This window comes from Oerskovia sp. Root22 (assembly GCF_001429135.1).
GTDB lineage: Bacteria > Actinomycetota > Actinomycetes > Actinomycetales > Cellulomonadaceae > Oerskovia > Oerskovia enterophila.
The window spans coordinates 384020-406080 of the sequence record NZ_LMIL01000007.1; the positions used below are offsets into that span (position 1 = coordinate 384020).

Annotated in this window: 20 protein-coding genes and 3 tRNA genes; 9 read left to right on the forward strand and 14 right to left on the reverse strand. The window is 72.9% G+C overall.

Translation table 11 applies throughout. From position 1 onward, the window contains the following. Positions 1 to 351: 351 nt before the first annotated feature. On the forward strand, positions 352 to 1758 hold the full coding sequence (locus ASE15_RS06670; RefSeq protein WP_056762679.1) for an FAD-binding oxidoreductase: 1407 nt from the start codon (positions 352 to 354) through the stop codon (positions 1756 to 1758). Beyond that, positions 1755 to 3029 (forward strand): class I SAM-dependent methyltransferase, encoded by a 1275-nt coding sequence (locus ASE15_RS06675; protein WP_056762342.1) that lies wholly within the window; start codon positions 1755 to 1757, stop codon positions 3027 to 3029. The genes ASE15_RS06670 and ASE15_RS06675 overlap by 4 nt, the downstream gene beginning before the upstream one ends. Positions 3030 to 3076: 47 nt before the next feature. Here the strand turns inward: ASE15_RS06675 and ASE15_RS06680 are convergent, their stop codons facing one another. Continuing rightward, positions 3077 to 3466 carry a nuclear transport factor 2 family protein gene (locus ASE15_RS06680; RefSeq protein WP_056648501.1) on the reverse strand — a complete coding sequence of 130 codons (390 nt, stop codon included), beginning with the start codon at positions 3464 to 3466 and terminating at the stop codon, positions 3077 to 3079. A gap of 309 nt (positions 3467 to 3775) precedes the next feature. On the opposite strand from ASE15_RS06680, the gene ASE15_RS06685 reads away from it, so the two are divergent. Next, a complete protein-coding gene (locus ASE15_RS06685; protein ID WP_056762344.1) occupies positions 3776 to 4255 on the forward strand; it encodes a hypothetical protein in 480 nt (159 codons plus the stop codon). 168 nt (positions 4256 to 4423) lie between these two features. On the opposite strand, the gene ASE15_RS06690 is transcribed toward ASE15_RS06685, so the two are convergent. Together ASE15_RS06690 and ASE15_RS06695 are read right to left on the reverse strand one after the other, a co-directional pair. Then, positions 4424 to 5344 carry a RimK family alpha-L-glutamate ligase gene (locus tag ASE15_RS06690; protein WP_056648497.1) on the reverse strand — a complete coding sequence of 307 codons (921 nt, stop codon included), beginning with the start codon at positions 5342 to 5344 and terminating at the stop codon, positions 4424 to 4426. 66 nt (positions 5345 to 5410) lie between these two features. Beyond that, entirely contained in the window at positions 5411 to 6457 is a 1047-nt protein-coding gene (locus ASE15_RS06695) for an ABC transporter ATP-binding protein (protein WP_056648495.1), read from the reverse strand. A 68-nt stretch (positions 6458 to 6525) separates the two neighbouring features. On the opposite strand from ASE15_RS06695, the gene ASE15_RS06700 reads away from it, so the two are divergent. The 3 genes from ASE15_RS06700 (at position 6526) to ASE15_RS06710 (ending at position 9068) form a co-directional block, all read left to right on the forward strand. Continuing rightward, complete coding sequence (locus ASE15_RS06700) at positions 6526 to 7290, forward strand: ABC transporter permease (protein ID WP_082618258.1); 765 nt, start codon at positions 6526 to 6528, stop codon at positions 7288 to 7290. Further along, complete coding sequence (locus ASE15_RS06705; RefSeq protein WP_056648494.1) at positions 7287 to 7967, forward strand: ABC transporter permease; 681 nt, start codon at positions 7287 to 7289, stop codon at positions 7965 to 7967. Before ASE15_RS06700 ends, ASE15_RS06705 begins: the two co-directional genes overlap by 4 nt. A gap of 84 nt (positions 7968 to 8051) precedes the next feature. Continuing rightward, the gene (locus tag ASE15_RS06710) at positions 8052 to 9068 is read left to right on the forward strand and encodes a glycine betaine ABC transporter substrate-binding protein (RefSeq protein ID WP_056648492.1); all 1017 of its coding nucleotides are present in this window, start codon (positions 8052 to 8054) and stop codon (positions 9066 to 9068) included. A gap of 28 nt (positions 9069 to 9096) precedes the next feature. Here the strand turns inward: ASE15_RS06710 and ASE15_RS06715 are convergent, their stop codons facing one another. From ASE15_RS06715 to ASE15_RS06745, 7 genes are all read right to left on the reverse strand, one after another. Beyond that, positions 9097 to 10620, reverse strand: a complete 1524-nt coding sequence (locus ASE15_RS06715; protein WP_056762346.1) for an NAD(P)/FAD-dependent oxidoreductase — start codon at positions 10618 to 10620, stop codon at positions 9097 to 9099. A gap of 136 nt (positions 10621 to 10756) precedes the next feature. Next, positions 10757 to 11323 carry an AAA family ATPase gene (locus ASE15_RS06720; RefSeq protein ID WP_056762348.1) on the reverse strand — a complete coding sequence of 189 codons (567 nt, stop codon included), beginning with the start codon at positions 11321 to 11323 and terminating at the stop codon, positions 10757 to 10759. A gap of 125 nt (positions 11324 to 11448) precedes the next feature. Beyond that, complete coding sequence (trmB, locus tag ASE15_RS06725; RefSeq protein ID WP_082618259.1) at positions 11449 to 12186, reverse strand: tRNA (guanosine(46)-N7)-methyltransferase TrmB; 738 nt, start codon at positions 12184 to 12186, stop codon at positions 11449 to 11451. 156 nt (positions 12187 to 12342) lie between these two features. After that, a complete protein-coding gene (locus tag ASE15_RS06730; RefSeq protein ID WP_235534284.1) occupies positions 12343 to 13596 on the reverse strand; it encodes a TrpB-like pyridoxal phosphate-dependent enzyme in 1254 nt (417 codons plus the stop codon). Positions 13597 to 13988: 392 nt separating this feature from the next. Then, a tRNA-Lys gene (locus ASE15_RS06735) sits at positions 13989 to 14064 on the reverse strand. A 71-nt stretch (positions 14065 to 14135) separates the two neighbouring features. After that, a tRNA-Lys gene (locus tag ASE15_RS06740) sits at positions 14136 to 14211 on the reverse strand. Between the two features lie 120 nt (positions 14212 to 14331). Further along, on the reverse strand, positions 14332 to 14628 hold the full coding sequence (locus ASE15_RS06745) for a co-chaperone GroES (protein WP_056648953.1): 297 nt from the start codon (positions 14626 to 14628) through the stop codon (positions 14332 to 14334). 190 nt (positions 14629 to 14818) lie between these two features. On the opposite strand from ASE15_RS06745, the gene bcp reads away from it, so the two are divergent. Next, complete coding sequence (gene bcp, locus ASE15_RS06750) at positions 14819 to 15298, forward strand: thioredoxin-dependent thiol peroxidase (RefSeq protein WP_056762353.1); 480 nt, start codon at positions 14819 to 14821, stop codon at positions 15296 to 15298. 119 nt (positions 15299 to 15417) lie between these two features. Then, a tRNA-Leu gene (locus tag ASE15_RS06755) sits at positions 15418 to 15502 on the forward strand. A 12-nt stretch (positions 15503 to 15514) separates the two neighbouring features. On the opposite strand, the gene ASE15_RS20775 is transcribed toward ASE15_RS06755, so the two are convergent. After that, complete coding sequence (locus ASE15_RS20775) at positions 15515 to 15739, reverse strand: hypothetical protein (RefSeq protein WP_157277165.1); 225 nt, start codon at positions 15737 to 15739, stop codon at positions 15515 to 15517. Positions 15740 to 15886: 147 nt separating this feature from the next. On the opposite strand from ASE15_RS20775, the gene ASE15_RS06760 reads away from it, so the two are divergent. Next, the gene (locus ASE15_RS06760; protein ID WP_056648481.1) at positions 15887 to 16429 is read left to right on the forward strand and encodes a protein-L-isoaspartate O-methyltransferase; all 543 of its coding nucleotides are present in this window, start codon (positions 15887 to 15889) and stop codon (positions 16427 to 16429) included. Here ASE15_RS06760 and ASE15_RS06765 read toward each other — a convergent pair. From ASE15_RS06765 to ASE15_RS06775, 3 genes are read right to left on the reverse strand one after another with little or no spacing between them, the layout of a single operon-like run. Continuing rightward, complete coding sequence (locus ASE15_RS06765; RefSeq protein WP_255354254.1) at positions 16416 to 17048, reverse strand: thymidine kinase; 633 nt, start codon at positions 17046 to 17048, stop codon at positions 16416 to 16418. The genes ASE15_RS06760 and ASE15_RS06765 overlap by 14 nt on opposite strands. Before the next feature lie 43 nt (positions 17049 to 17091). Then, positions 17092 to 17676, reverse strand: coding sequence for a GNAT family N-acetyltransferase (locus ASE15_RS06770; protein ID WP_235534212.1), 585 nt, complete (start codon positions 17674 to 17676; stop codon positions 17092 to 17094). Positions 17677 to 17691: 15 nt separating this feature from the next. Continuing rightward, the gene (locus ASE15_RS06775; protein ID WP_235534213.1) at positions 17692 to 21642 is read right to left on the reverse strand and encodes an Rne/Rng family ribonuclease; all 3951 of its coding nucleotides are present in this window, start codon (positions 21640 to 21642) and stop codon (positions 17692 to 17694) included. Positions 21643 to 22061 lie beyond the last annotated feature (419 nt).

Sequence of the window (22061 nt, forward strand, 5' to 3'; positions counted from 1 at the left end):
GGCAATGCGAGCTCACACGCCCCGGTCCGTCACCTGGCACGTCCGGTAGGCCCAACGGCGCGTGGGCCTGTAGGCGCGCCTACATCACGCAACCTCAGACCGTTGAATTCCTGCCGTTCTGTCGCCTGATGGATGAAGAGCCACCGAAGCCCAGTTTATGGCCTCTGACCTGCGAATATACCCCTTCTCCAGCATCGGGTTCAAGTCCCGTTACTCACCCCACGGAGAGAGGCCCCTCGCGTTCGCGCGAGGGGCCTCTTCTCGTTCCGGACGGCCCCCGCCCCGCACGGGCGACGGGTGTGATTCCGCTCACCGGTGGCGACCTCGCCAGCCCCACCTACAGTGGGTGAGGTGTCAGCCCCCGCGAACGTTGCCGTCCGTGGTGAGCACCAGCACGCCGAGGCCGTGGCCACGCTGGTCCGCTCCGCCGCCGCCGTCGAGCCAGGCCGCCCCTTGCGCCTGGCCAAGAGGACCACGAACCTCTTCCGTCCCAGACGTCCGTCGGACGGGCCGGGCCTCGACGCGTCGGGCCTGACGGGCGTCGTCTCGATCGACCCCGAGGCGGGTACGGCCGACGTCCAGGGCATGTGCACGTACGAGGACCTGGTCGCCGAGACCCTCCCGCACGGCCTCGTGCCGACCGTCGTCCCGCAGCTGCGCACGATCACGGTCGGCGGGGCGCTGGCGGGCCTGGGCATCGAGTCGAGCTCCCTGCGCAACGGCCTGCCTCACGAGGCGGTCCTCGAGCTCGACGTCCTGACGCCCGCGGGCGAGGTCGTCACGGCCACGCCCACGGGCGAGCACGCCGACCTCTTCCGCGCGTTTCCCAACTCCTACGGCACGCTCGGGTACGCGACGCGTGCGAGGCTGCGGCTGGACCGCACCGAGCCGTTCGTCGCGGTCCGCAACGAGCGCTTCGGTTCGGTCGCCGAGGTTGCGGCCGCGATCGGCAAGATCGCGGCGGACGGGTCGTGGGACGGCGAGCAGGTCGACTTCTGCGACGGCGTGCTGTTCGACCCGGGCGAGGTGTACCTGTGCCTGGGCAGGTTCGTGGCGGGCGAGGAGGCCCGCACGCTCGCTCCCGCCCCGAGCGACTACACGGGCCAGAAGATCTACTACCTGTCGCTGCGCGAGCGGTCGATCGACGTCCTGCGCACGCAGGACTACCTGTGGCGCTGGGACACCGACTGGTTCTGGTGCTCGCGCGCGTTCGGGGTGCAGAACCCGCTCGTGCGCAGGTTGTGGCCGCGGCGCTGGCGGCGCTCCGACGTCTACCGCAGGATCGTGGGCCTCGACGAGCGCCTGGACCTGACCGGCCACCTCGCCGACCTGCGGCACCGGCCGCGCAACGAGCGCGTGGTCCAGGACGTCGAGGTGCCGCTCGACCAGGTCGAGAGCTTCATGGCGTGGTTCACGGGCCACGTCCCCATGTCCCCGGTGTGGCTGTGCCCGTTGCGGCTCGCGTCGCCCGAGCCGTGGCCCCTGTACCCCCTCGAACCGCACCGCGTGTACGTCAACGTGGGGTTCTGGGGCGGGGTCCCGATCGCCGAAGGGGCGCACGACGGCGACGTGAACCGTCAGATCGAGATGGCGGTCGCCGTCCGGCACGGGCACAAGTCGCTCTACTCGACGTCGACGTACGGCCGCGAGACGTTCGACACCCTCTACGGCGGCCTCGACTACGCGGCCGTCAAGGACCGCTACGACCCGGCGGGGCGCACGCCCACGCTCTACGAGAAGGCGGTGCAGGGAGCATGACGCAGATCGCAGTGGCCGACGTCCTGGACCAGCTGGCCGACGGCCCGCTCCCGTTCGGGTTCACCGCGTACGACGGGTCGAGCGCGGGGCCTGCGGACGCCCCGTTCCACGTCCACCTGGCCAACGAGCGCGGCCTGCGCTACGTCGCGACGGCCCCGGGCGGGCTGGGGCTGGGGCGGGCGTACGTCGCGGGCGACCTCCAGGTCGACGGGGTACCGGCAGGCGACCCGTACCCGCTGCTCAAGGCGGCCGCGGACGGGTTGCGGCTGCGTCGTCCGAGCGCGGCCGAGGCCGCACGGATCGCTCGTGGGCTGGGCCTGGGGGTCCTGCGCCCGCCCGATCCTCCGCCCGAGGAGCACCTGTCGCGGCTACGCCGGCTCACCGAGGGCCTGCGTCACTCGCGCCGTCGCGACGCCGACGCGATCAGCCACCACTACGACGTCTCGAACGCGTTCTACGAGCGCGTCCTGGGGCCGTCCATGACGTACACGTGCGCGTGCTTCCCCACCCCGCAGTCGACGCTCGAGGAGGCGCAGGAGCACAAGTACGCGCTCGTCGCGGGCAAGCTGGGCCTGCACCCGGGCATGCGCCTGCTCGACGTGGGCTGCGGCTGGGGCGGCATGGTCCGGCACGCGGCCCGCTCGGGCGTCCGGGCCCTCGGGGTCACGTTGTCGCGCCAGCAGTCCGAGTGGGCGCAGGCGCGGATCGAGGCCGAGGGTCTCGCGGACCTCGCCGAGGTCCGCTACGCCGACTACCGGGACGTCACGGAGGGCGGTTTCGACGCCGTGAGCTCGATCGGGCTCACCGAGCACATCGGGGTCGCCAACTACCGCTCGTACTTCACGTTCCTCCAGGGTCGCCTGCGTGACGGCGGGCGCCTGCTCAACCACTCGATCACGCGCCCGACCAACACCGCCCGCCCCCGCGCGGGCGGCTTCATCGACCGGTACGTCTTCCCGGACGGGGAGCTCACGGGATCGGGCCGGATCATCTCGACCATGCAGGACGTGGGTCTCGAGGTGCGGCACGCGGAGAACCTGCGCGAGCACTATGCGATGACGCTGCGCGAGTGGGGTGCGAACCTCACGCGGCACTGGGACGAGTGCGTGGCCGACGTCGGGATCGGCACGGCCCGCGTGTGGGGCGTGTACATGGCGGGGTCGCGGCTCGCGTTCGAGCGCAACGAGATCCAGCTGCACCAGGTCCTCGCGGTCCGTCCGGAGCCAGGTGGGGCGGCGGACTTCCCGCTGCGCCCGGACTGGACCCCGTAGGCCCGACGGCGCCGCGCACCGTGGGCGGTCGCGTGCGGCGAGGAGGGTCAGGACCCGTCGCGCGCGGTCGTGAGGTGCGTGTGGGCGCACCGCCACCCGTCGGCGCCTCGGACGAACACGTCGGTGACCCACTCGTCGGAGCTGAACGCCTGCCCGCGATAGCGGCCGGTGGTGGTGCCGCGCCCGGTGAGGACGGCGACGTCCCCCAGGCCTCGCACGCTGCCGGTGATCTTGCTCATCGTCTCGTGCGTGAGATCGCCTGAGCGGACGAGGGCCAGGAAGGTCTCGCGGGACGTGATGCCGTCCTCTCCGACGATCTGCCAGTCGTCGGTGGTGAAGCGGCCGATCGCGTCGGCGTCGTTGTCGACGATCGCCCTCCCCCAGTCGGCCTCGACCACCTCGAGCTCGGCCGTGAGGTCGTGCTCCTCGTCGGTCATCCGTCCGCCTCCTGTCGGTGCTCCGTCGTCATGGGCAGGCGCTCCGTCGAGGGCCGTCGGGACCTTGGTCCCGCCCCTCCGAACCCTTCGGCACTACGCCCCGACGGGCCTCGTCGGATCACACTTCCTCTCGTTGACAATCTGTCATCTCCGCGTGACAGAGGCCACATTCTCAAGCTTGTGAAGGCATTCACAAGCACGTTAGGGTCAACATATCGAAGCGCTCCCAGCCCCGGGTTCGCACCGAAGATCGGCCCTTTCCGTTCCTCCGTCACAGGTCGTCCGACCTCTTCCTCTGGGAGTCACACCATGAGCACCAGCACCGCTGGTCCCGCCCGGTCCGTCCGTCTCATCGGCCTCGTCACGATGATCGCAGGCCTCGTGCTGCTGCTCGCCGGCGCAGCCACCTGGGCCACCATCTCCTCGCAGCTCGCGGCCGAGAAGATCACCGTCTCCGAGGACGCCTCGATGTTCGGTGGCTCCCAGGTCCGCGGCCCGTTCACCGCGTACGCACAGGCCGAGGTCATCAACAAGCACGCGCTGGCCGCCTCTGAAGGCAAGACCTACGCCGAGCTCGACAAGGAGGACCCGGCCCGTGCGACCGTCATGAACGGCTCGTTCCTCCGCGCCTCGCTCTTCACCTCGGTCGTCTCCTACGGAGTCAGCGCTCTGGTCATGGGCCTCGGTGTCCTGTTCGGCCTCCTCGGCTACGCACTGCGCCGCATCGGAGCAGTTCCTGCCCTGGCCGCCGGTCCCTCGACGACCACCCCTGAGGTCGCCAAGGTCTGATCTCGGACCTTCTCCACCGCACGACCAGCACGACCCGCACGGCAGATCACCCGGCAGATTCTCCCGGCATGGTGAAGGGCCGACGAGCACCAGCTCGTCGGCCCTTCATCACGTCCGGGCCCGGGGGCCTGCTGTCGCGGGGATCGTCACCGCGTCGGCGTCGGGCCGTCAGGCCGTGGGCGCCGCGACGAGCCGCTGTGCGACCGCGTCGGCGAACCGGTCGAGCGACCCCTTGCCGAGCGAGAAGAACAGCGACGGCTCGGTGAGCTCGACCTCGATGACCATGGGTGCGCCGTCGTCCCCACCCACCAGGTCGACGCGTGCGTAGAGGTTGGGCTCCTGACCCGGGACCGCCTTCGCCGCGACCGCGAGCGCCTGCTGCGCGACCTCGAGCTGCTCGGGGCTCGCCTCGAAGCGGCTCATCTCCTCCTGCTTGTACAGGCCCTGGGTGGGCCGGTGCGGCCCGGTGAGGAGCGCGTTCTTGCGCACCGCGTGCGAGAACTCGCCGTCGATGAAGACCAGGCCGGTCTCGCCGGCCGTGTCGACGCTGCGGACGTAGGGCTGGACCATGACCTGGCGCCCCGAGACCAGCAGGTTCTTGGCGTGCTGGATCGCGAGGCCGCGCGAGTGGGCCTCGCCCGACTGGTAGCGCCCGGTGTCCTTGGCCCCGGCGCTCACGACGGGCTTGATGACGAAGTCGCCCTGCGCGGGCAGGCGCGTGTGGATGGCACGCGACGACAGGTTCTGGCTCGGGTCGAGCCAGAGCGTCGGGATGACCGGCACGCCCTGCTCCTCGAGCTCGCGCAGGTAGCGCTTGTCGGTGTTCCAGCTGATGACCGCAGCGGGGTTGAGCACCCGGCCGGCGCGCTCGGCCCACTCGACGAACTCGTCGCGGCGCGGCGCGTAGTCCCAGGCGGAGCGCACGACGACCGCGTCGAACGAGGTCCAGTCGACCGTCTCGTCGTCCCACACCGAGGGCACTGCCTCGATGCCCCGTGCGGCGAGGGCACCGACGAGCGGAGCGTCGTCGGGGTCGAGGTGCGGCAGGACGGAGCAGGTGGCGACGGCGATGCGCGAGGTGGTGGTCACCCACAAGAGCCTAGACGCCCTGGGCTCACTGAACACGTGGGACCGGGTGAGATCTGCGTCGCGCCGCTAGACCGCGGCGGCATCGGCTGTGCGCCGCAGGGCGGCGAGGATCCCGTCCGCGGTGAAGGAGCCGACGACGTCGCCCGCCTCGTCCGCGACGGGCACCCTGCCCATGGCGGACCCGGGCAGGGCCGCGATGGCCTCGAACGCCTCGGTCAGCGGGGCGCCGAGCCGGATGGGCTCGGGAGCGGGGGCCGAGATCAGCTCGGCGCCGTCGAGGTCGCCCTGCTGCACCGTGGCCAGGCCGAGCATCCGGACGGGCGCCCCCTCGCCGATGAACTCGCGGACCGCGTCGCTCGCGGGGTGCGCGAGGACGGTCAGCGGCTCGGCGAGCTGTTCGAGACGCCCTCCGAAGCTGAAGACCGCGATCCGGTCGCCGAGGTGGACGGCCTCGTCGATGTCGTGGGTCACGAACAGGACCGTGGTCCCGAGCTCGCGCTGGATGCGCCGGAACTCGGTCTGGAGGCGACGCCGCCCCGCGGGGTCGACCGCCCCGAAGGGCTCGTCCATGAGCAGGACGGGCGGGTCGGTCGCGAGCGCGCGGGCGACTCCCACCCGCTGCCGCTCGCCCCCGGACAGCTCGTGCGGGTAGCGCTTGGCGTAGGTGTCGGGGGCCAGGCCGACGAGCTCGAGCAGCTCGCCGACCCGCGCCCTGGTCCGCGCCTTGTCCCAGCCGAGCAGCCCGGGCACGGTCGCGACGTTCTGGGCCACGGTCCGGTGAGGGAACAGGCCGACGTTCTGGATGACGTACCCGATCCTGCGGCGCAGCGCCACGGGGTCGCCCTGCGTGATGTCCTCGCCGCGCAGCAGGATGCGCCCGGCCGAGGGTTCGACGAGCCGGTTCGTCATGCGCAGCGTCGTGGACTTCCCGCAGCCCGACGGCCCGACGAGCGCGAGCATCTCGTGCTCACGGACGCTCAGCGAGAGGTCGCCCACCGCGACCGTGCCGTTGGGGTACTCCTTGCGGACGCCGTCGAACACGATGGCCGCCTCGTCGGTGATGGTCGGGAACGCTGCGGTCGCCTCGCTGGTGCCTGTCGTGGAGCTCGCCATGCCCCGACGCTACCGGGCGCCCCACGTCGTCGCGCGAGCGGTGGGCGGCTCGGGATAGGTTCGACGGCATGCCACCCAACCCGTGGTTCTCGTGGAGCTACGTCCAGAACAACTGGGGAGAGATCTCCCAGGCGCTCGTCGAGCACACGACGATCACCCTCGAGGCCGTGCTCATCGCGCTCGTGATCGCGCTGCCGCTCGCGGCTCTCGCGCACCGCGTGCGCTGGCTGGCCGTGCCCGTGCTCGGCATGACGGGCGTCATGTACACCATCCCGTCCCTCGCCCTGTTCTCGATCCTCGTCCCGTTCACCGGGATCGGGCGGACGCCCGTGCTCATCGGCCTGGTCATGTACGCCCTGCTGATCCTGGTGCGCAACATCCTCGTGGGTCTCCAGGGCGTGGACCCGGACGTCCGCGACGCCGCCAGGGGCCTGGGCTACGGCTCGACCCGTCTGCTGGCCTCGGTCGAGATGCCCAACGCGCTCCCGAGCATCATGACCGGGGTGCGCCTCGCGACGGTCTCGACCGTGGCCCTGGTGACCGTCGGGTTCGTCGCGGGGTACGGCGGGCTCGGCACGCTCATGTTCCGAGGCTTCCGCTCGAGCTACAACGCCCAAATCATGACCGCGACCCTCCTGTGCCTGCTCCTGGCCGTCGTGCTCGACCTCCTCCTGCTGCTCCTGGGGCGGGCGCTGACGCCCTGGTCCCGCACGCGGGGCACCTCGTCGAGGACCGGCTCCCGGCCGGCGGCCGGCGCCGCGGGCGCGACCACGGGACCCGAGTCGCGGGAACCGCTGGAACCGCGGGACCGGACGGCGGTGCGGGACGCATGAACGTCGTCGAGCAGGCCCTGACGTGGCTCAACGACCCCCTCAACTGGACCGGGCCGGACGGGCTCCTGGTCCGCACCGGGGAGCACCTCGAGATGACAGCCGTCGCGGTCCTCCTCGCGGCGCTCGTCGCGCTGCCCGTCGGCATCTGGCTCGGGCACTCCGGGCGCGGGGCCGGGCCGACCATCGTGGTCGTGAACACCTCGCGCGCTCTCCCGACCTTCGGGATCCTGCTCATCCTCGCGGCGGGCGGGTTGTTCGGGAACCGTGCGGCGGTCATCTCGGCCGTGATCTTCGCGATCCCGCTCATCCTCGCGAACGCCTACACGGGCGTCGCCGAGGTCGACCCCGACGTCAAGGACGCCGCGCGAGGCATGGGCATGTCGTCGCAGCGCTCGCTGTGGCTCGTCGAGGTGCCGCTCGCCGTGCCCTTGATCGCGGCGGGTCTGCGCACCGCGATCGTGCAGGTCATCGCGGTGCTGACCCTCGCGGCGTTCGTGGGGGGCGGGGGGCTCGGGGTCCCGCTGCGGGTCGGCTTCTCCAACCAGCGGTACGGGCAGGTGCTCGCCGTGGGCGTCGTGATCGCGGTCCTGTGCCTGGTCGTGGACGCCGTCCTGGCACTGGTCCAGCGTGCCGTGACCCCCGCGCCTCTGCGGACCAGGGCCGGGACCTTGCGCTGAGGCGTCGCTCGGGTTGCCGGTCTCCGGCGCCGGGGGTGGAATGGGTTGTCCGTGCGAGCCGACGATCGAGAGGCCCCGACACACATGTCACGGCGATCCACCACCCTTCGCACCCTGTCCGCTTCCGCCCTCCTCGTCCTGGCCCTCGCGGCGTGCGGCGAGGCCGGCTCCTCCGGTACCGGAGGGAACACCTCCGGCGGTTCGACGTCCACAGCGAGCGGCGCCGCGTGCGAACCGGTCGCGGGCGACGCGCTCGTCGTCCTGGAGGACGACAAGCACCTCCAGACGGTCGACAACATCATCCCTGCGGCGAACGCCGCCGCGGTGGCGAACCAGCCCGCGGTCCTCGAGCTCCTCGACACCGTGTCCGCGGCCCTGACGACCGACAAGCTCATCGCGCTCAACAAGGCCGTCGACGTCGAGCGGCAGACCTCTTCCCAGGTGGCCCAGAAGTTCGTCGAGGACGAGGGCCTCGCGGCCCAGGACACCCCGGGGACGGGCACGTCCCTGGTCGTGGGGGCCGCGAACTTCTCCGAGAGCACGACGCTCGCGGAGATCTACGCGGCCGTGCTGCGCTCGGGCGGGTACGACGTCACGGTGCAGACCGTCGACGCGCGCGAGACGTACCTGCCCGCGCTCGAGTCGGGCCAGCTGAGCGTGTTCCCCGAGTACGTGGGCACGCTCACCGAGTTCCTCAACAAGGAGATCAACGGCCCCGACGCCGAACCCCTCGCGAGCGGCGACCTGGACACCACGGTCGCGGCCCTGCGTGAGCTCGGTGCGCAGAAGGGCCTGACGTTCGGCGAGCCGTCGTCGGCCCAGGACCAGAACGCGTTCGCCGTCACGACGGCCTTCGCCGAGGAGCACGACGTCTCGACGCTGAGCGAGCTCGCCGAGGCCTGCCCCGGGGGCATCACGCTGGGGGCCGGGCCCGAGTGCCCCGAGCGCGCGTTCTGCGAGCCCGGTCTCGAGGAGAAGTACGGGCTGAACATCACCAACTTCGTCAACCTCGACGTGGGCGGCCCGCTGACCAAGGCCGCCCTCCTGCAGGGCGAGATCGTTCTCGGCCTCGTGTTCTCCTCGGACGGCCAGCTCGGCTGACGAGTAGGCGGCTGCTCGCGGCAGACGGTCACAAGCCGTAGGTCTCGAGCAGCCGTAGCCAGACCTCGCTGATCGTCGGGTAGGCGGGCACAGCGTGCCACAAGCGTGCAAGCGGCACCTGCCCGACGATCGCGATGGTCGCGGCGTGCAGCATCTCCGCCGCGTCCGGGCCCACGAACGTCGCGCCCACGATCACCTGGCGCTCGGTGTCGACCACGATCTGCGCGGTCCCCTCGTAGCCCTCGGCCACGAGCACGGCCCCGGACACCGACCCGAGCTTGTAGGACACCGCACGGACCGGCAGGCCCGCCTTCTTCGCCTCGGCCTCGGTCAGCCCCACGGACGCGACCTCGGGACGCGTGAACACCACCTGCGTCTTGGCTCCGTGGTCCGCGGTCGCGGCATAGCGGCTCCAGGGCTCGGGGGCCTCGCCCGCCGAGCCGCTCGCCCCCGCGGCCCGTGCCTCCTCGGGCCGGACCTTCCCGAACCGCGCCGCGACCACGTCGCCGACGACCCTGCCCTCGTACTTGCCCTGGTGCGTGGTCGCGACCCGTCCCGTCACGTCGCCGCACGCGAAGAGCCAGCCGCCCTCGACGCCCTGGACCTCGAGCTGGTCGTCGACCGCGAGCCCCTTCCCGGGTTCGAGCCCGACCGCCTCGACCCCCAGGTCCCCCGTGCGCGGCACCCGACCGGTCGCGACGAGCACCTGCGCGCCCGCGACCGATCCCCTGCCCTGGGGGCCGTCGTACGCGAGGCGCGCTCGGCCGTCGGGCAGGGACGTCGCTCCCGTGACGCTGACCCCCAGCCGGACGTCCACCCCGATCGCCCGCAGGCCCGCCGCGACGGCCTCGCTCGCGAAGGGCTCCGAGCGCCCGAGCAGACGGCCGCGCGAGAGCAGCGTGACCTTCGACCCGAGGTCGGTGAAGGCCGTGGCCATCTCGACCCCCACGACTCCCCCGCCGATCACGACCAGCGAGGCCGGGACGTCCTGCACGCTCGTCGCCTCGCGGCTGCTCCACGGGTCGGTCTCGGCGAGGCCGGGAGTGTCGGGCAGGACGGGCACGCTGCCCGTCGCGACGATCACGGCGTGCCGCGCCGCGAGCAGCCGGGTCGCGGGGAGGTCGTCGACGTCGGCGTCGGGGTCCTCGGGGCTGACCTCGACGAGCCTCGGCCCGACCAGGCGCCCCAGGCCGCGCACGAGCGAGATACCGGCGCCGTCGAGCCACTGGACCTGACCCGAGTCGTCCCAGTGCGAGACCATCTCGTCGCGGCGCGCCAGGATCGGGGCGGGGTCGAGCGTGGGGCTCGCCTCGACGCCCGGCACGGCGCGCGCGGCCGCGAGCGCTGCTCCGGGGCGCAGCAGCGCCTTGGACGGCATGCACGCCCAGTAGGAGCACTCGCCGCCGACGAGCTCGGCCTCGACGACGGCCACGCTCAGGCCCGTGCGGCTCGCGCGGTCGGCCGCGTTCTCGCCGACGGGCCCACCGCCGATCACGATCACGTCGAACGTCTCGTCGGGGGTGGCCTGGGTCCGGGGGTCGCTGCTGCTCATGCCTCCCATCGTGACCCGGAGGGCGCGGGGCTGCGCGTCGGGCGGTCGGCTCGCCGAGCGACGGGCGTTCGGGTCGCCGAGCGACGGGCGTTCGGGTCGCCGAGCGACGGGGGCGGCCAGCTCGGCTGCCGGCCGCTCAGGCGACGCGCGCCTCGTCGAGACGGTCGAGGATCTGCGCGACCGTCTCGGCGACGGTCCACCCCGTCGTGTCGAGGCGCAGCCCGCCCGGGGTCTCGCGAGCGGCCTCGGCGAACTCCTCGGGGGTCCAGGCACCGTAGGCCTGCTTGTGCCGGGCGGCGTCGCGCGCCGCGAGGGTCGCCGCGTCGGGCGTCAGCACGACGGCGTAGCGCGGCCGGGTGCGCAGGCTCGCCGTGAACCGGGCCAGGTCGGGCCCCAGGAGGATGTCCTGGACCACGGCGGTGATCCCCGCGGCCGCGTAGGTGTCCGCGGCGTGCGCCGCGAGGGACTGCCGCAGGTCGAGCTGGGCGCGCGCAGCGGGCGAGAGCGGCGGGTCCATCGAGGCCTGGCCGCTCACGACGAAGCGCCGGAACATGTCGCCGCGCACGTGCGCCGCGAGCGGGAACGAGCGGGCCAGGGCCTCGGCGACGGTCGACTTCCCGGAGGCCATGGCCCCCGTCACGACCAGGACGGGAGCCGGCTGACCGGGGTGGGCGGCGCCGTCGGGCAGGGAGGTCGTAGGCATGACCGGAGCCTAGGTCGCGCGGCCCCTCGCCGAGAAGCGCATTCCCGCCCCTGATCGGCGCCGGTCAGGGGCGGCCGCTCACTTCTCGGCGGGAGCGCACCCTGCCGGACCGGCCCGAGCCGCACTCAGACCCGGCGGAACTCCAGGTCCGTGATGGAGCGGCCCGCGGCGTGCCCCTTGCCCTCGAAGCTCGTGCGCACGCGCCCCTCGAAGCGCGGCGCGACCGCCCCGACCCCGTGGACGTTGACGAACGACGGGTTCGCTCCGATGACCTCGAGCATCTGGTCGGCGTACTCGGCCCAGTCGGTCGCGAGCCGCCACGTGCCGCCGGGGCGGATCGCGCGCGCAGCGAGCTCCGCGAGCGAGGGCGTGACGAGGCGACGCTTGTGGTGCCGGGCCTTGTGCCACGGGTCCGGGAAGAAGACCCACAGCTCGTCGACCGATCCCTCGGGGAGCGTCGTGGTGAGCACCTCGGCCGCGTTGGCCTGCAGCAGGCGCACGTTCGTCAGCCCGCGCTGGGTCGCCCGCAGCACGGTCTGCGCGAGCCCGGGCGTGTAGACCTCGACGGCCAGGAAGTCACTCTCCGGGGTCGCCTCGGCCGCGTGGACCACGGCCTCGCCCAGGCCCGACCCGACCTCGACCACGAGCGGAGCCTCGCGACCGAACGTCGCGGCGACGTCGAGCACGTAGGCGGGGTCCACGGAGGTCCGGGCCTCCGCGCGCGGGACGTCGACGACGAGCTGCGCGGCGTGCTCGTCCCACGCGCGCTGCTGGCGGGGGTTGAGGCGGCCGCTGCGACGGACGAAGGACACGATGTCGGTACGGAAGCCCTGCTCGCGGGCTTCGTCGAGGGTCTCGGGCACCCGACAAGTCTAGGCGGGCCCCGGGGCGGACCCCGGGCGCGCGTGAGGCGGACCTCCTGGAGGCCCGCCTCACGCGCGGGGGCTACGCCTCGACGGCGCCGGCGGCAGCGAGGGCGGAACGGGCGGCCCCGCCCGAGCGCTCGCTGCCCGACGACGTCACACGTACTGCGCGTACGCCGGCAGGTCGAGCTGGCCGTTGCCCGAGAGCCCGATCACGACGACCTCGGGCTCCGTGACCGTGCGCGCGTAGGCGATCGCCGCGGCGACCGCGTGCGTCGACTCGGGCGCCGGGATGATGCCCTCGGACCGGGCGAACTCGAGCCCCGCCCGGAACGCCTCGTCCTGGTCGATCGCGACCGCGTCCATGAGCCCCAGGTTCACGGCGTGCGACACCATGGGCGACATGCCGTGGTAGCGCAGGCCGCCCGCGTGGATGGCGGGCGGCACGAAGTCCTTGCCGAGCGTGTGCATCTTGAGCAGCGGCGTGAGCCCCGCGACGTCACCGTGGTCGTAGCGGTACTCGCCCTGGGTGAGAGACGGGCAGGCCGCGGGCTCGCACGCGACGAGCCGCGTCGTCGTGCCCTCGCGCAGGTTGCGCCCCAGGAACGGGAACGTGAGCCCCGCGAGGTTCGACCCGCCGCCCGCACAGCCGAACACGACGTCCGCGCCCGTCTCGCCCGCCTCCTCGAGCTGGACCAGGGCCTCCTGCCCGATGACCGTCTGGTGCAGCATCACGTGGTTGAGCACGCTGCCGAGCGAGTAGTGCGCCTGCGGGTCCTGCGCCGCGACCTCGACGGCCTCGCTGATCGCCATGCCGAGCGAGCCCGTGGTGTCTGGGTCGCTCGCGAGGATCGCACGCCCCGACGCCGTCAGCTCCGAGGGCGACGAGTGGCACACGCCCCCGTACGCCTCCATCTGGAAGCGGCGGTACGGCTTGGAGTCGTACGACGCACGTACCTGCCACACCTCGCACGTCAGGCCGAGCAGGGCCGCGGCCATCGAGAGCGAGGCCCCCCACTGCCCCGCGCCCGTCTCGGTCGTGAGCCGCGTCGTGCCCTCGATCGCGTTGTAGTACGCCTGCGCGATCGCCGTGTTCGGCTTGTGCGAGCCGACCGGGCTCACGCCCTCGTACTTGTAGTAGATGCGGGCGCGCGTGCCGAGCTCGCGCTCGAGGCGGTGCGCGCGGATGAGCGGCGCGGGCCTCCACATCGCATAGATCTCACGGATCGTCTGCGGGATCTCGATGTAGCGCTCGGTGCTGACCTCCTGCTCGATGAGCGCCATGGGGAACAGCGGAGCCAGGTCCGCGGGCACGAGCGGCTCGAGCGTGCCGGGGTGCAGGTGCGGCGGCACGGGCTCGGGCAGGTCCGCGTTGAGGTTGTACCAGTGGGTCGGGACGGTGGAGGGGATCTCGACACCGAGCGGCTCGAGCGAGCGCGCGGTCGGGGTCGCGGGGGCCGAGGGCGCCGCGGGGGTGGAGACGGGGGACGTCGTCAAGGGACTCTCCTTCGTGGATGGGCACGTGCGGGGGCACGTTCCGGGCGATCCACTCCGGGAGACCTGCTGGACCGCCCGTCGTCGGGCTCGGTCAGCACGCCACAGCGTCCGACCGTCAGTGGTCGGGCCACCAGGTGTGCGCGGTGAGCAGGTTCACACCGGTGACCATAGCCGACGACGGACGGGGTGTGAAACGGGTCTCACCAGCGGCCTGCAAGGAAGGGCGTGAGGGGGCCGGCCGCGCGGCGGCGGGCGGGAACGCCGAAGGCCCCTCCCCGCGTCTCCGCAGGTGAGGGGCCTTCGTGTGGTGCGCCATCATGGACTCGAACCATGAACCCGCTGATTAAGAGTCAGCTGCTCTGCCAATTGAGCTAATGGCGCGCTGGCACTGCTGGGTGGTGCGGTGGTGCTGGTCGGACGTCACGACGACCCCGTCTCCGGGGCCGTGATCGTGGTGCGCCATCATGGACTCGAACCATGAACCCGCTGATTAAGAGTCAGCTGCTCTGCCAATTGAGCTAATGGCGCGCGAGAAGAAACACTACTGAACAGGCCCGGTAGAGACAAATCAGGAGGCCGGGCGGGCCTGTGACCTGCACGACAACCGCCCTCGTGCAGGGTGCGCCCGGCCTCTCCTCGCCCCCGGACCTACAGGTACAGCCCGGTCTTGCCGTCGCTCTCCTCGGGCTGCGAGACGGCGCTCACGTCCTTCTCGCGCAGCAGCACGTAGCTCTTGCCGCCCAGCTCGACCTCGGCGCGCTCCTCGGGGTCGAACAGCACGCGGTCCCCGCGGCGCACGTGCCGGACGTTCTCCCCGGTCGCGACGACCTGCGCCCACGCGAGCCGCTTGGGCCCCACGGCCGTGGCGGGGATCACGAGCCCCGCGGACGACTGCCGCTCGGACGCGTCGACCTCGGGCAGGACGAGGAGGCGGTCGTGCAGCATGCGCAGCGGCAGGCGCTCGGGCGTGCTGCCCGACGGCGCCGCCGGGCTCCCGGAGGCGCGCTCACGCGGGGTGGGGGTCGGCTCGGGCGCCGGGCTGTCGCTGGTGCTGGGGTTCGTCGTGCTCACGCCCACCACGCTACCGGTGTCCTCTACGCTCGGAGGGATCCGTGAACGCTTCCCGAGGAGTCCCATGAGCACGCGCCTTGCCGTCGGAGACGACGCCCCCGACTTCACCCTCCCGACCGCCGACGGCGGCTCCGTGACGCTCTCCGAGCTGCGCGGCAGCTCCGTGATCGTCTACTTCTACCCGGCCGCGTCGACGCCCGGCTGCACCAAGGAGGCGTGCGACTTCCGCGACTCCCTCGCCTCGCTCCAGGGCGCGGGCTACCAGGTCGTCGGCATCTCGCCGGACCCGCTGCCCAAGCTCGTGAAGTTCGCCGAGGAGGAGCTGCTGACGTTCCCCCTCGCGTCCGACGAGTCCAAGGCGACGCTCGAGGCCTACGGCGCGTGGGGCGAGAAGAAGCTCTACGGCAAGACCGTGACGGGCGTGATCCGCTCGACCGTCGTCGTCGACCCCGAGGGCAAGGTCGCGCTCGCGCAGTACAACGTCAAGGCCACGGGCCACGTCGCCAAGCTGCGCCGCGACCTGGGCCTCGACCCCAAGAAGTAGGCCGCCCGTCGGCGACCGGGGCGTCCGGGGCGGTCGCCGAGCGCCCCGGTCAGGGCCGGTGCCCCACCCGGCGAGCCGACGAACGACGCACCCCTCGCGCGCCCGTAGACTGTGCGGGCGCGCGAGTGGCGTAATTGGCAGCCGCGCCAGGTTTAGGTCCTGGTGTCTTCGGACGTGCGGGTTCGAGTCCCGCCTCGCGCACCACGTCGGTGCAGGTCAGCCGACCGGCACGTCGATCGCCCCCGGCACCAGGCCCGGCTTGGGCTCACCACAGTCGGACTCGTCCGGGTAGCCCCAGCCCTTCACGGGCACGGCGTCCCCGGCACAGCCGACGAGCACCCCGGCACCGACCGCGCACACGACGGCTCCTGCGAGCACCCGACCGACCGCACCCGGTCCCCTCCGCGCCGACCTGCGCCCGCCCGCTGCCCGTCTCGTCATGGGCGGGACCCTACCGTCCGCCGGGCCGGCTCCCCGCCCCTCCGCCGCCTCGTCGTCCTACCCTGGAAGCAGGTCCCGAGGAGGCGATCCGACGTGCCGAACGGTCACAGGGTTCAAGAGACCACCGCGCGCGACGTCGCAGCAGCGATGTCCGCGATCGACCGGCGGCGCTTCCTGCCGCGCAACCAGCGCCCGTACGCGCGCGACGACCGACCCTTGCCGATCGGGCACGGGCAGACGAACTCGCAGCCACGGACTGTCGCCGACACGCTCCGGCTGCTCCAGGTGCCGCGCGGGGCGCGCGTGCTGGACGTGGGGTCGGGCTCGGGGTGGACGACCGCGCTGCTGGCTCATCTCGTCGGCCCGGGTGGCAGCGTCGTGGGGGTCGAGATCGACCCGGACCTCGCGGAGTGGGGGGCCTCCAACCTCGCGAGCTACCCGATGTCCTGGGCGCGGATCGAGGTCGCAGAGCCAGGACTCCTGGGGCGCCCGACGATGGGCGGCTACGACCGCATCCTCGTGTCGGCGGCCGCCCAGGTCCTGCCGCAGGAGCTGGTCGACCAGGTCGCGATCGGCGGGCGCCTCGTGATCCCCGTGCAGCACGTCCTGGTGCTCGTCGAGCAGCACCTGACGGGCACCGTCACGAGCCGGCACGGCACCTACAGCTTTGTCCCGCTCATCGGCTCGTGACCGTCGGGTCGTCAGGAGCCGCTGCACCGGGAGTGCCCGTACGCCAGCGCGCCGCCGAGAAGTGGACCCGGCACCGCGCCTGGTAGGACTCGAGGCCGCCGACGTGCTCCGCACCCGCCGTCAGGGCGTCCCCGTCCGCGGCGGCGACGACGCGCTCGTGGAAGGGGGCGTCCTCGCCGCAGACCGTGCAGACGGCCGTGAGACGGTCGGCACGCTCGGCGAGGGCCCCCAGGGCCGGGATGGGCTCGAACGGCCGGCCGTCGAACGTCACGTCGAGGCCCGCGACGATCATCACGAGGCCGCCGTCGGCACCGCGCTGCACGACGTCGAGGAGGTCCGGCCCGAAGAACTGGGCCTCGTCGACCGCCACGAGCTCGACCGACGGGTCGAGGCGGTCCAGGATCTCGGCTGCCGATGCCGCAGGACGCGACGGGATGCCCAGGCCGGAGTGCGAGCTGACGACTCCCTCGCCGCGCCGGTCGTCGAGCTCGTGGTGCACGACCTCGACGCGGCGCCCCGCGATCTGCGCCCGGCGCACACGCCGCAGCAGCTCCTCGGTCTTGCCCGCGAACATGGGCCCGCTGATGACCTCGACCCGTCCCCGCCTCACGTCCTCCACCGGGCCAGTACAGCACCGGCGTCCGACACGGGCCCGCCGAAGGTCAGGCGCGTGCTTCCCACTCGCTGCGGAGCACCCCCATGACCACCGCGTCGTACCGCTCCCCGCGCACGATCCGTGCATCGCGGAAGCGTCCCTCCTCGACGAACCCGAGGCTGCGTCCGACCCCCAGCATGGGCAGGTTCCCCGACCACGTCGCGAAGTCGAGCCGACCCCAGTCGGTCACCTGGAACAGGTAGGTGGTCCACAGGGCGAGCGCCTCGCGCCCGATACCCCGCCCACGAACGGCCGGGTCGTAGACCCCGACGCCCATGCGCGCCCACGACGTCTCCTGCGACTCCCAGTACCAGGAGACGGTCCCCACGAACCGGTCGTCGGCGTCGGCGACCACGACGGTCCGAGGCGGCATCCCGTCCGCCGCCCCGGCAGGGGCCGCAGCCAGGGCCGCGACGCGGGCGTCTGCCTGCGCGTCGTCGGGCACGGGGTAGTACGGCCCGTCCCAGTCGTGCCACTCGTGATGGGGCCGCAGCCACTCACGGAAGACGGCGAGGTCCGCGGGCCGCCAGCCTCGGAGCCGGGCAGCATGCCCGACGCCGTAGACCGGCACCCGCGGGTCCCTCGCCGTCACGTGTCCTTCAGCAGGTCAGGAGTCGTCGCGCGACTCGTCGTCCGCGACCGTCTCCTCGTCGTTCAGCCCAGCCGTCGGCGCAGGCTCCCCAGCAGCCTCGTCGCCAGCGGTGGCCGGCTCGGCGTCAGGCTCGACTGCCGTTCCAGGCTCGACTGTCGTTCCAGGCTCGACTGCCGCTCCGGACTCGTCTCCCGAGACCGGAAACTGGCCCTCGTCGGCGACCTCCGGGGCGCCCTCCACGGCCTCGACGTCCGTCAGGACGGTCTCGACGCCCACGACCTCGGCCTCGGCCTCGGCCTCGGTGATGACCTCCGAGGTGACGGTCTCCTCGACCGGTGCGACGCCGTCGTGCTCGTGCTCGTGGGCGTGCGCCGCTGCTGCGGCGATCGTCGCGAGCGTGGCCTTGACGGCCTCGCGGGCCTCCGACGTGACCTCGGGCAGGACCGGCACCGCGGGAGCCGCGGCGACCGGTGCGCTCTCCTTGGTCACACGCTTGCGGCGCGAGCGCGACCGCGAGCCCTCCGCCTCGGCGGCGGGCTCCTCCGCTGCCGGAGCGGCAGGCGCCGGGGCGTGCTGGTGCTGCTGCCCGCCGCCGTTGTTCGAGCCGCCCGACTTCTCGATCGGATCGGTGTGCACGATGAAGCCGCGACCGTTGCAGTGGTCGCAGGTCTCGCTGAACGCCTCGACCAGGCCCTGCCCCACGCGCTTGCGGGTCATCTGGACCAGGCCGAGCGAGGTGACCTCGGCGACCTGGTGCTTGGTCCGGTCACGGCCCAGGCACTCGACCAGGCGGCGGAGCACGAGGTCACGGTTGGACTCGAGCACCATGTCGATGAAGTCGATGACGATGATGCCGCCGATGTCGCGCAGACGGAGCTGGCGGACGATCTCCTCGGCGGCCTCGAGGTTGTTGCGCGTCACGGTCTCCTCGAGCGTGCCACCGGAACCGGTGAACTTGCCCGTGTTGACGTCGACGACCGTCATGGCCTCGGTGCGGTCGATCACGAGCGAACCGCCCGAGGGCAGCCAGACCTTGCGGTCCATGCCCTTGGCGAGCTGCTCGTCGACGCGGTGCGCCGAGAAGGCGTCCTTCTCCGACGTCCAGCGCGAGACGCGCTCCTTGAGGTCCGGCGCGAGCTCGGCGACGTAGCTCGAGATCTCGTTCCAGGCGTTGTCGCCCGAGACCACGAGCGAGCTGAAGTCGTCGTTGAAGATGTCGCGGACGACGCGGATCGCGAGGTCGGGCTCGCCCTGGAGCAGCGCCGGGGCAGAGGCCGACCTCGACTTCTTCTCGATCGCCTCCCACTGGCCCTGCAAGCGCTCGACGTCGGCGCGCAGCTCGTCCTCGCTCGCCCCCTCGGCGGCGGTGCGGACGATGACGCCCGAGCCCTCGGGGACGATCTCGCGGAGGATCTTCTTGAGGCGCGCACGCTCGGTGTCCGGGAGCTTGCGCGAGATGCCCGTCATGCCGCCGCCGGGGACGAACACGAGGTAGCGGCCGGCGAGGGTGATCTGCGACGTGAGGCGCGCACCCTTGTGGCCGATCGGGTCCTTGGTGACCTGCACGAGCACCGAGTCGCCCGACTTGAGCGCCTGCTCGATGCGGCGCGGCTGGCCGTCCAGGCCGACCGCGTCCCAGTTGACCTCACCGGCGTACAGGACCGCGTTGCGGCCCTTGCCCACGTCGATGAACGCGGCCTCCATGGAGGGCAGCACGTTCTGGACACGGCCCAGGTAGACGTTGCCGGCCATCGAGACCTGCGACTGCTGGGAGACGTAGTGCTCGACGAGCACGCCGTCCTCGAGCACCGCGATCTGCGTGCGACCGTTCTTCTCGCGCACGACCATCGCCCGCTCGACCGACTCGCGGCGCGCGAGGAACTCGGCCTCGGTGATGATCTGGCGGCGGCGGCCCGCGTCGCGGCCCTCGCGACGGCGCTGGCGCTTGGCCTCGAGGCGCGTCGAGCCCTTGAGCGCGGTCACCTCGTCCGACACGCTGCTGCTGCGCTCGCGGGTCCGCGTGCGGGTCGACGACGAGGTCGTCACGGTGACGCCCGCGCTGTCGCCCGACTCGGGGCGACCGCCACGGCGGCGACGACGACGGCGACGGCTCGAACCGGCACCCTCCTCGCCGTCGTGCTCGTCGGTGTGCTCGTCGTGCTGGTCCTCGGCCTCGGCCGAGGGCTCGGCCGCGTCGGTCGCGTCGGTGGACGACGCCTGCTGCTCGTGCGAGGACTCGTCGTCCCCGTACTCGTCACCGTCAGAGCCTTCGGTGCCGTCGGCTCGCGACTCGCCACCGCGCGAACGGCGACCGCGTCCACCGCGGCGACGACGGCGACGCGGCGCGTCGTCCTCCTCGACGTCGGAGGCGGGTGCGGGCTCGGCGACGTCGTCACCCTCGACCACGAGGTCGAGGTCGTCCAGCTCGAGCGCGTCGGCCGGGATCTCGACGCCCTCGGCGACGAGCTCTGCTTCGATCAGCTCGATCTCCTCGACAGCGGCGAGGTCCGCGCCCACGAGCACGATCTCCGCAGCGGCCGGGGCCACCTCGGGTGCGGCGACCGGGGCTGCCTCGGCTGCGGGCTGGGTGGTCGGAGCTGCGGTGCTGCCTGCCGACGCGGGAGCCCCCGCGCCACGACGGGCAGAACGTCCGCGTCCGCCGCGGGTGCGCGCCGGAGCCTCCGTCCGCTGCTCGACGGCGGGCTCGGGGGCCTGCTCGGCGACCGGGGCCCGGCGAGCCGGCTCGACGCGAGCCGCGGGGGCCTCGGCCGGGGCCGCGGGCTCCTCGGGGGTCCGGGCGGTCGGCGTCGCGAAGCTCGGCATGGCGTCCGCCGCGAACGGGGACGTCGTGGGGCGCACGACGCGGCGCGAGCGACGAGGCGCAGCGGCGGGGTCGGGAGCCTGGAAGAGCAGCGCGGTCGTCGCGAGGCGCGGCGTCGCGGAGCCGCCGCCGGTCGACGCGGTCGACGGCGCGGGAGCGGACTCCGTGGCGGGGGCCTCGGGAGCGGCGGCTGCCTGAGCAGCCTGGGCCGCGGAGACCTTGTTGACGCGGCGCGAGCGGACCTTGGGCGCGGCGGGCTCGGCCGGAGCCTCGGCAGCCGGGGCCTCGGAGACCGGGGCAACGGCCTCGGCCGGCGCGGCGGTCGTGGCCGTCTTCGAGGTCGCACGGCGACGCTTGGCCGGGGCCTTCTCGACCGGCGCGGCCTCGGCCGGCTCCTCGACGGAGGCGGGCGCCTCGACCGGGGCCGCCTCGACAGCGCTCGAACGCGTCGCCCGGCGACGCGTGGCGGCCCGCGGTGCGGCGGGCTCGGTGGGAGCGTCGGGCTCGGTGGGAGCAGTGACCTCGGTGGCCGGGGTCTCGACAGGGGCAACAGCCTCGGTCACGGCGGCCTCCGCGGCAGGCTTGCGGGTCCGACGGGCGCGGGCCGGCTTCTCGGCCGGGGCGTCCTGCTCGGCGGCGGGCGCCAGGCCCAGCTCGGACAGCACGTCCAGCACGGGCGCGTCGGCGGCGGCACGGGCTGCGGCGCCGCGCTTGCCGCCGCGACGCGGGGCTGCGGGTGGGGCGTCCTGCACGGCGGGGGCGGACACGGCCTTCTCGGCGGCAGGCTTCTCGACGACCGGCTCCTGCGCGGGAGCCTTCTCGGCGACGGGCTCCGCGGTCGCCGGAGCGGCGGGAGCCTCGACCGGCGTGGTGGTCGGTCGCACGACACGGCGCGAGCGGCGCGGCGCGGCCTCGGCCGTGGGCAGCTCGATGCCGAGCGAGCCCGTGGGCGCAGAGGGGTTCGCCGCGGGCGGCTGAGCGGGCGACGTGACGGCAGGGAGGGTGATCTGGGCTGCGGACGGTGCGTCCGGGGTGCCGGGGGCCGCCGTGGTGCGCGTGACCCGTCGTCGGGCCGGCTTCTTGGCGGGTGCTGCGTCCTGACCGTTCGACGGGCTCGTCGTGTCAGGGGTGTTGTCGAGGGTCACGCGATGCGCTCCTGGTACCCCGAAGGATCGCCCCCACATCGTGCGGCCCCTCGGGCGGTAGTCGTCGGCCGGGGCGTGCGCATCACAGCGCTGTCGTCCCCGCGACGGAAGTCGGCGGTGGCGGCTCGAGCAAGGGCGAGCGGCGGGGGGCGCCTCGCCGTCCGGGCCATTCATCCCGGTCGGCGGCGCTCCGCGAGCCGCGGATCGCGGTTGCGACGAGCACGTACTGGGCCAGTGGGAGATGTGGTCCCCCCGGCTTGGTCAAGTATCGCACAGCCGAGGTCGATCAGATGGGCAGGTACAGGGTCGGGTGCCGTGTCGTCCAGAGGACCAAGGTCCCGATCCGGACCTTGTGAAGGTTCTCACAAACTGTCGTTTCCCGAGAGTTTTGGCGCTTCCCTGCCTCGCCGATGGTGCAG

Coding starts and splice junctions, on each gene's coding strand:
- ASE15_RS06675 (WP_056762342.1), top strand. CDS start 1,755: ATGACGCAGATCGCAGTGGCCGACGTCCTGGACCAGCTGGCCGACGGC.
- ASE15_RS06680 (WP_056648501.1), bottom strand. CDS start 3,466: ATGACCGACGAGGAGCACGACCTCACGGCCGAGCTCGAGGTGGTCGAG.
- ASE15_RS06685 (WP_056762344.1), top strand. CDS start 3,776: ATGAGCACCAGCACCGCTGGTCCCGCCCGGTCCGTCCGTCTCATCGGC.
- ASE15_RS06695 (WP_056648495.1), bottom strand. CDS start 6,457: ATGGCGAGCTCCACGACAGGCACCAGCGAGGCGACCGCAGCGTTCCCG.
- ASE15_RS06700 (WP_082618258.1), top strand. CDS start 6,526: ATGCCACCCAACCCGTGGTTCTCGTGGAGCTACGTCCAGAACAACTGG.
- ASE15_RS06705 (WP_056648494.1), top strand. CDS start 7,287: ATGAACGTCGTCGAGCAGGCCCTGACGTGGCTCAACGACCCCCTCAAC.
- ASE15_RS06710 (WP_056648492.1), top strand. CDS start 8,052: ATGTCACGGCGATCCACCACCCTTCGCACCCTGTCCGCTTCCGCCCTC.
- ASE15_RS06715 (WP_056762346.1), bottom strand. CDS start 10,620: ATGAGCAGCAGCGACCCCCGGACCCAGGCCACCCCCGACGAGACGTTC.
- ASE15_RS06720 (WP_056762348.1), bottom strand. CDS start 11,323: ATGCCTACGACCTCCCTGCCCGACGGCGCCGCCCACCCCGGTCAGCCG.
- ASE15_RS06745 (WP_056648953.1), bottom strand. CDS start 14,628: ATGCTGCACGACCGCCTCCTCGTCCTGCCCGAGGTCGACGCGTCCGAG.
- bcp (WP_056762353.1), top strand. CDS start 14,819: ATGAGCACGCGCCTTGCCGTCGGAGACGACGCCCCCGACTTCACCCTC.
- ASE15_RS20775 (WP_157277165.1), bottom strand. CDS start 15,739: ATGACGAGACGGGCAGCGGGCGGGCGCAGGTCGGCGCGGAGGGGACCG.
- ASE15_RS06760 (WP_056648481.1), top strand. CDS start 15,887: ATGTCCGCGATCGACCGGCGGCGCTTCCTGCCGCGCAACCAGCGCCCG.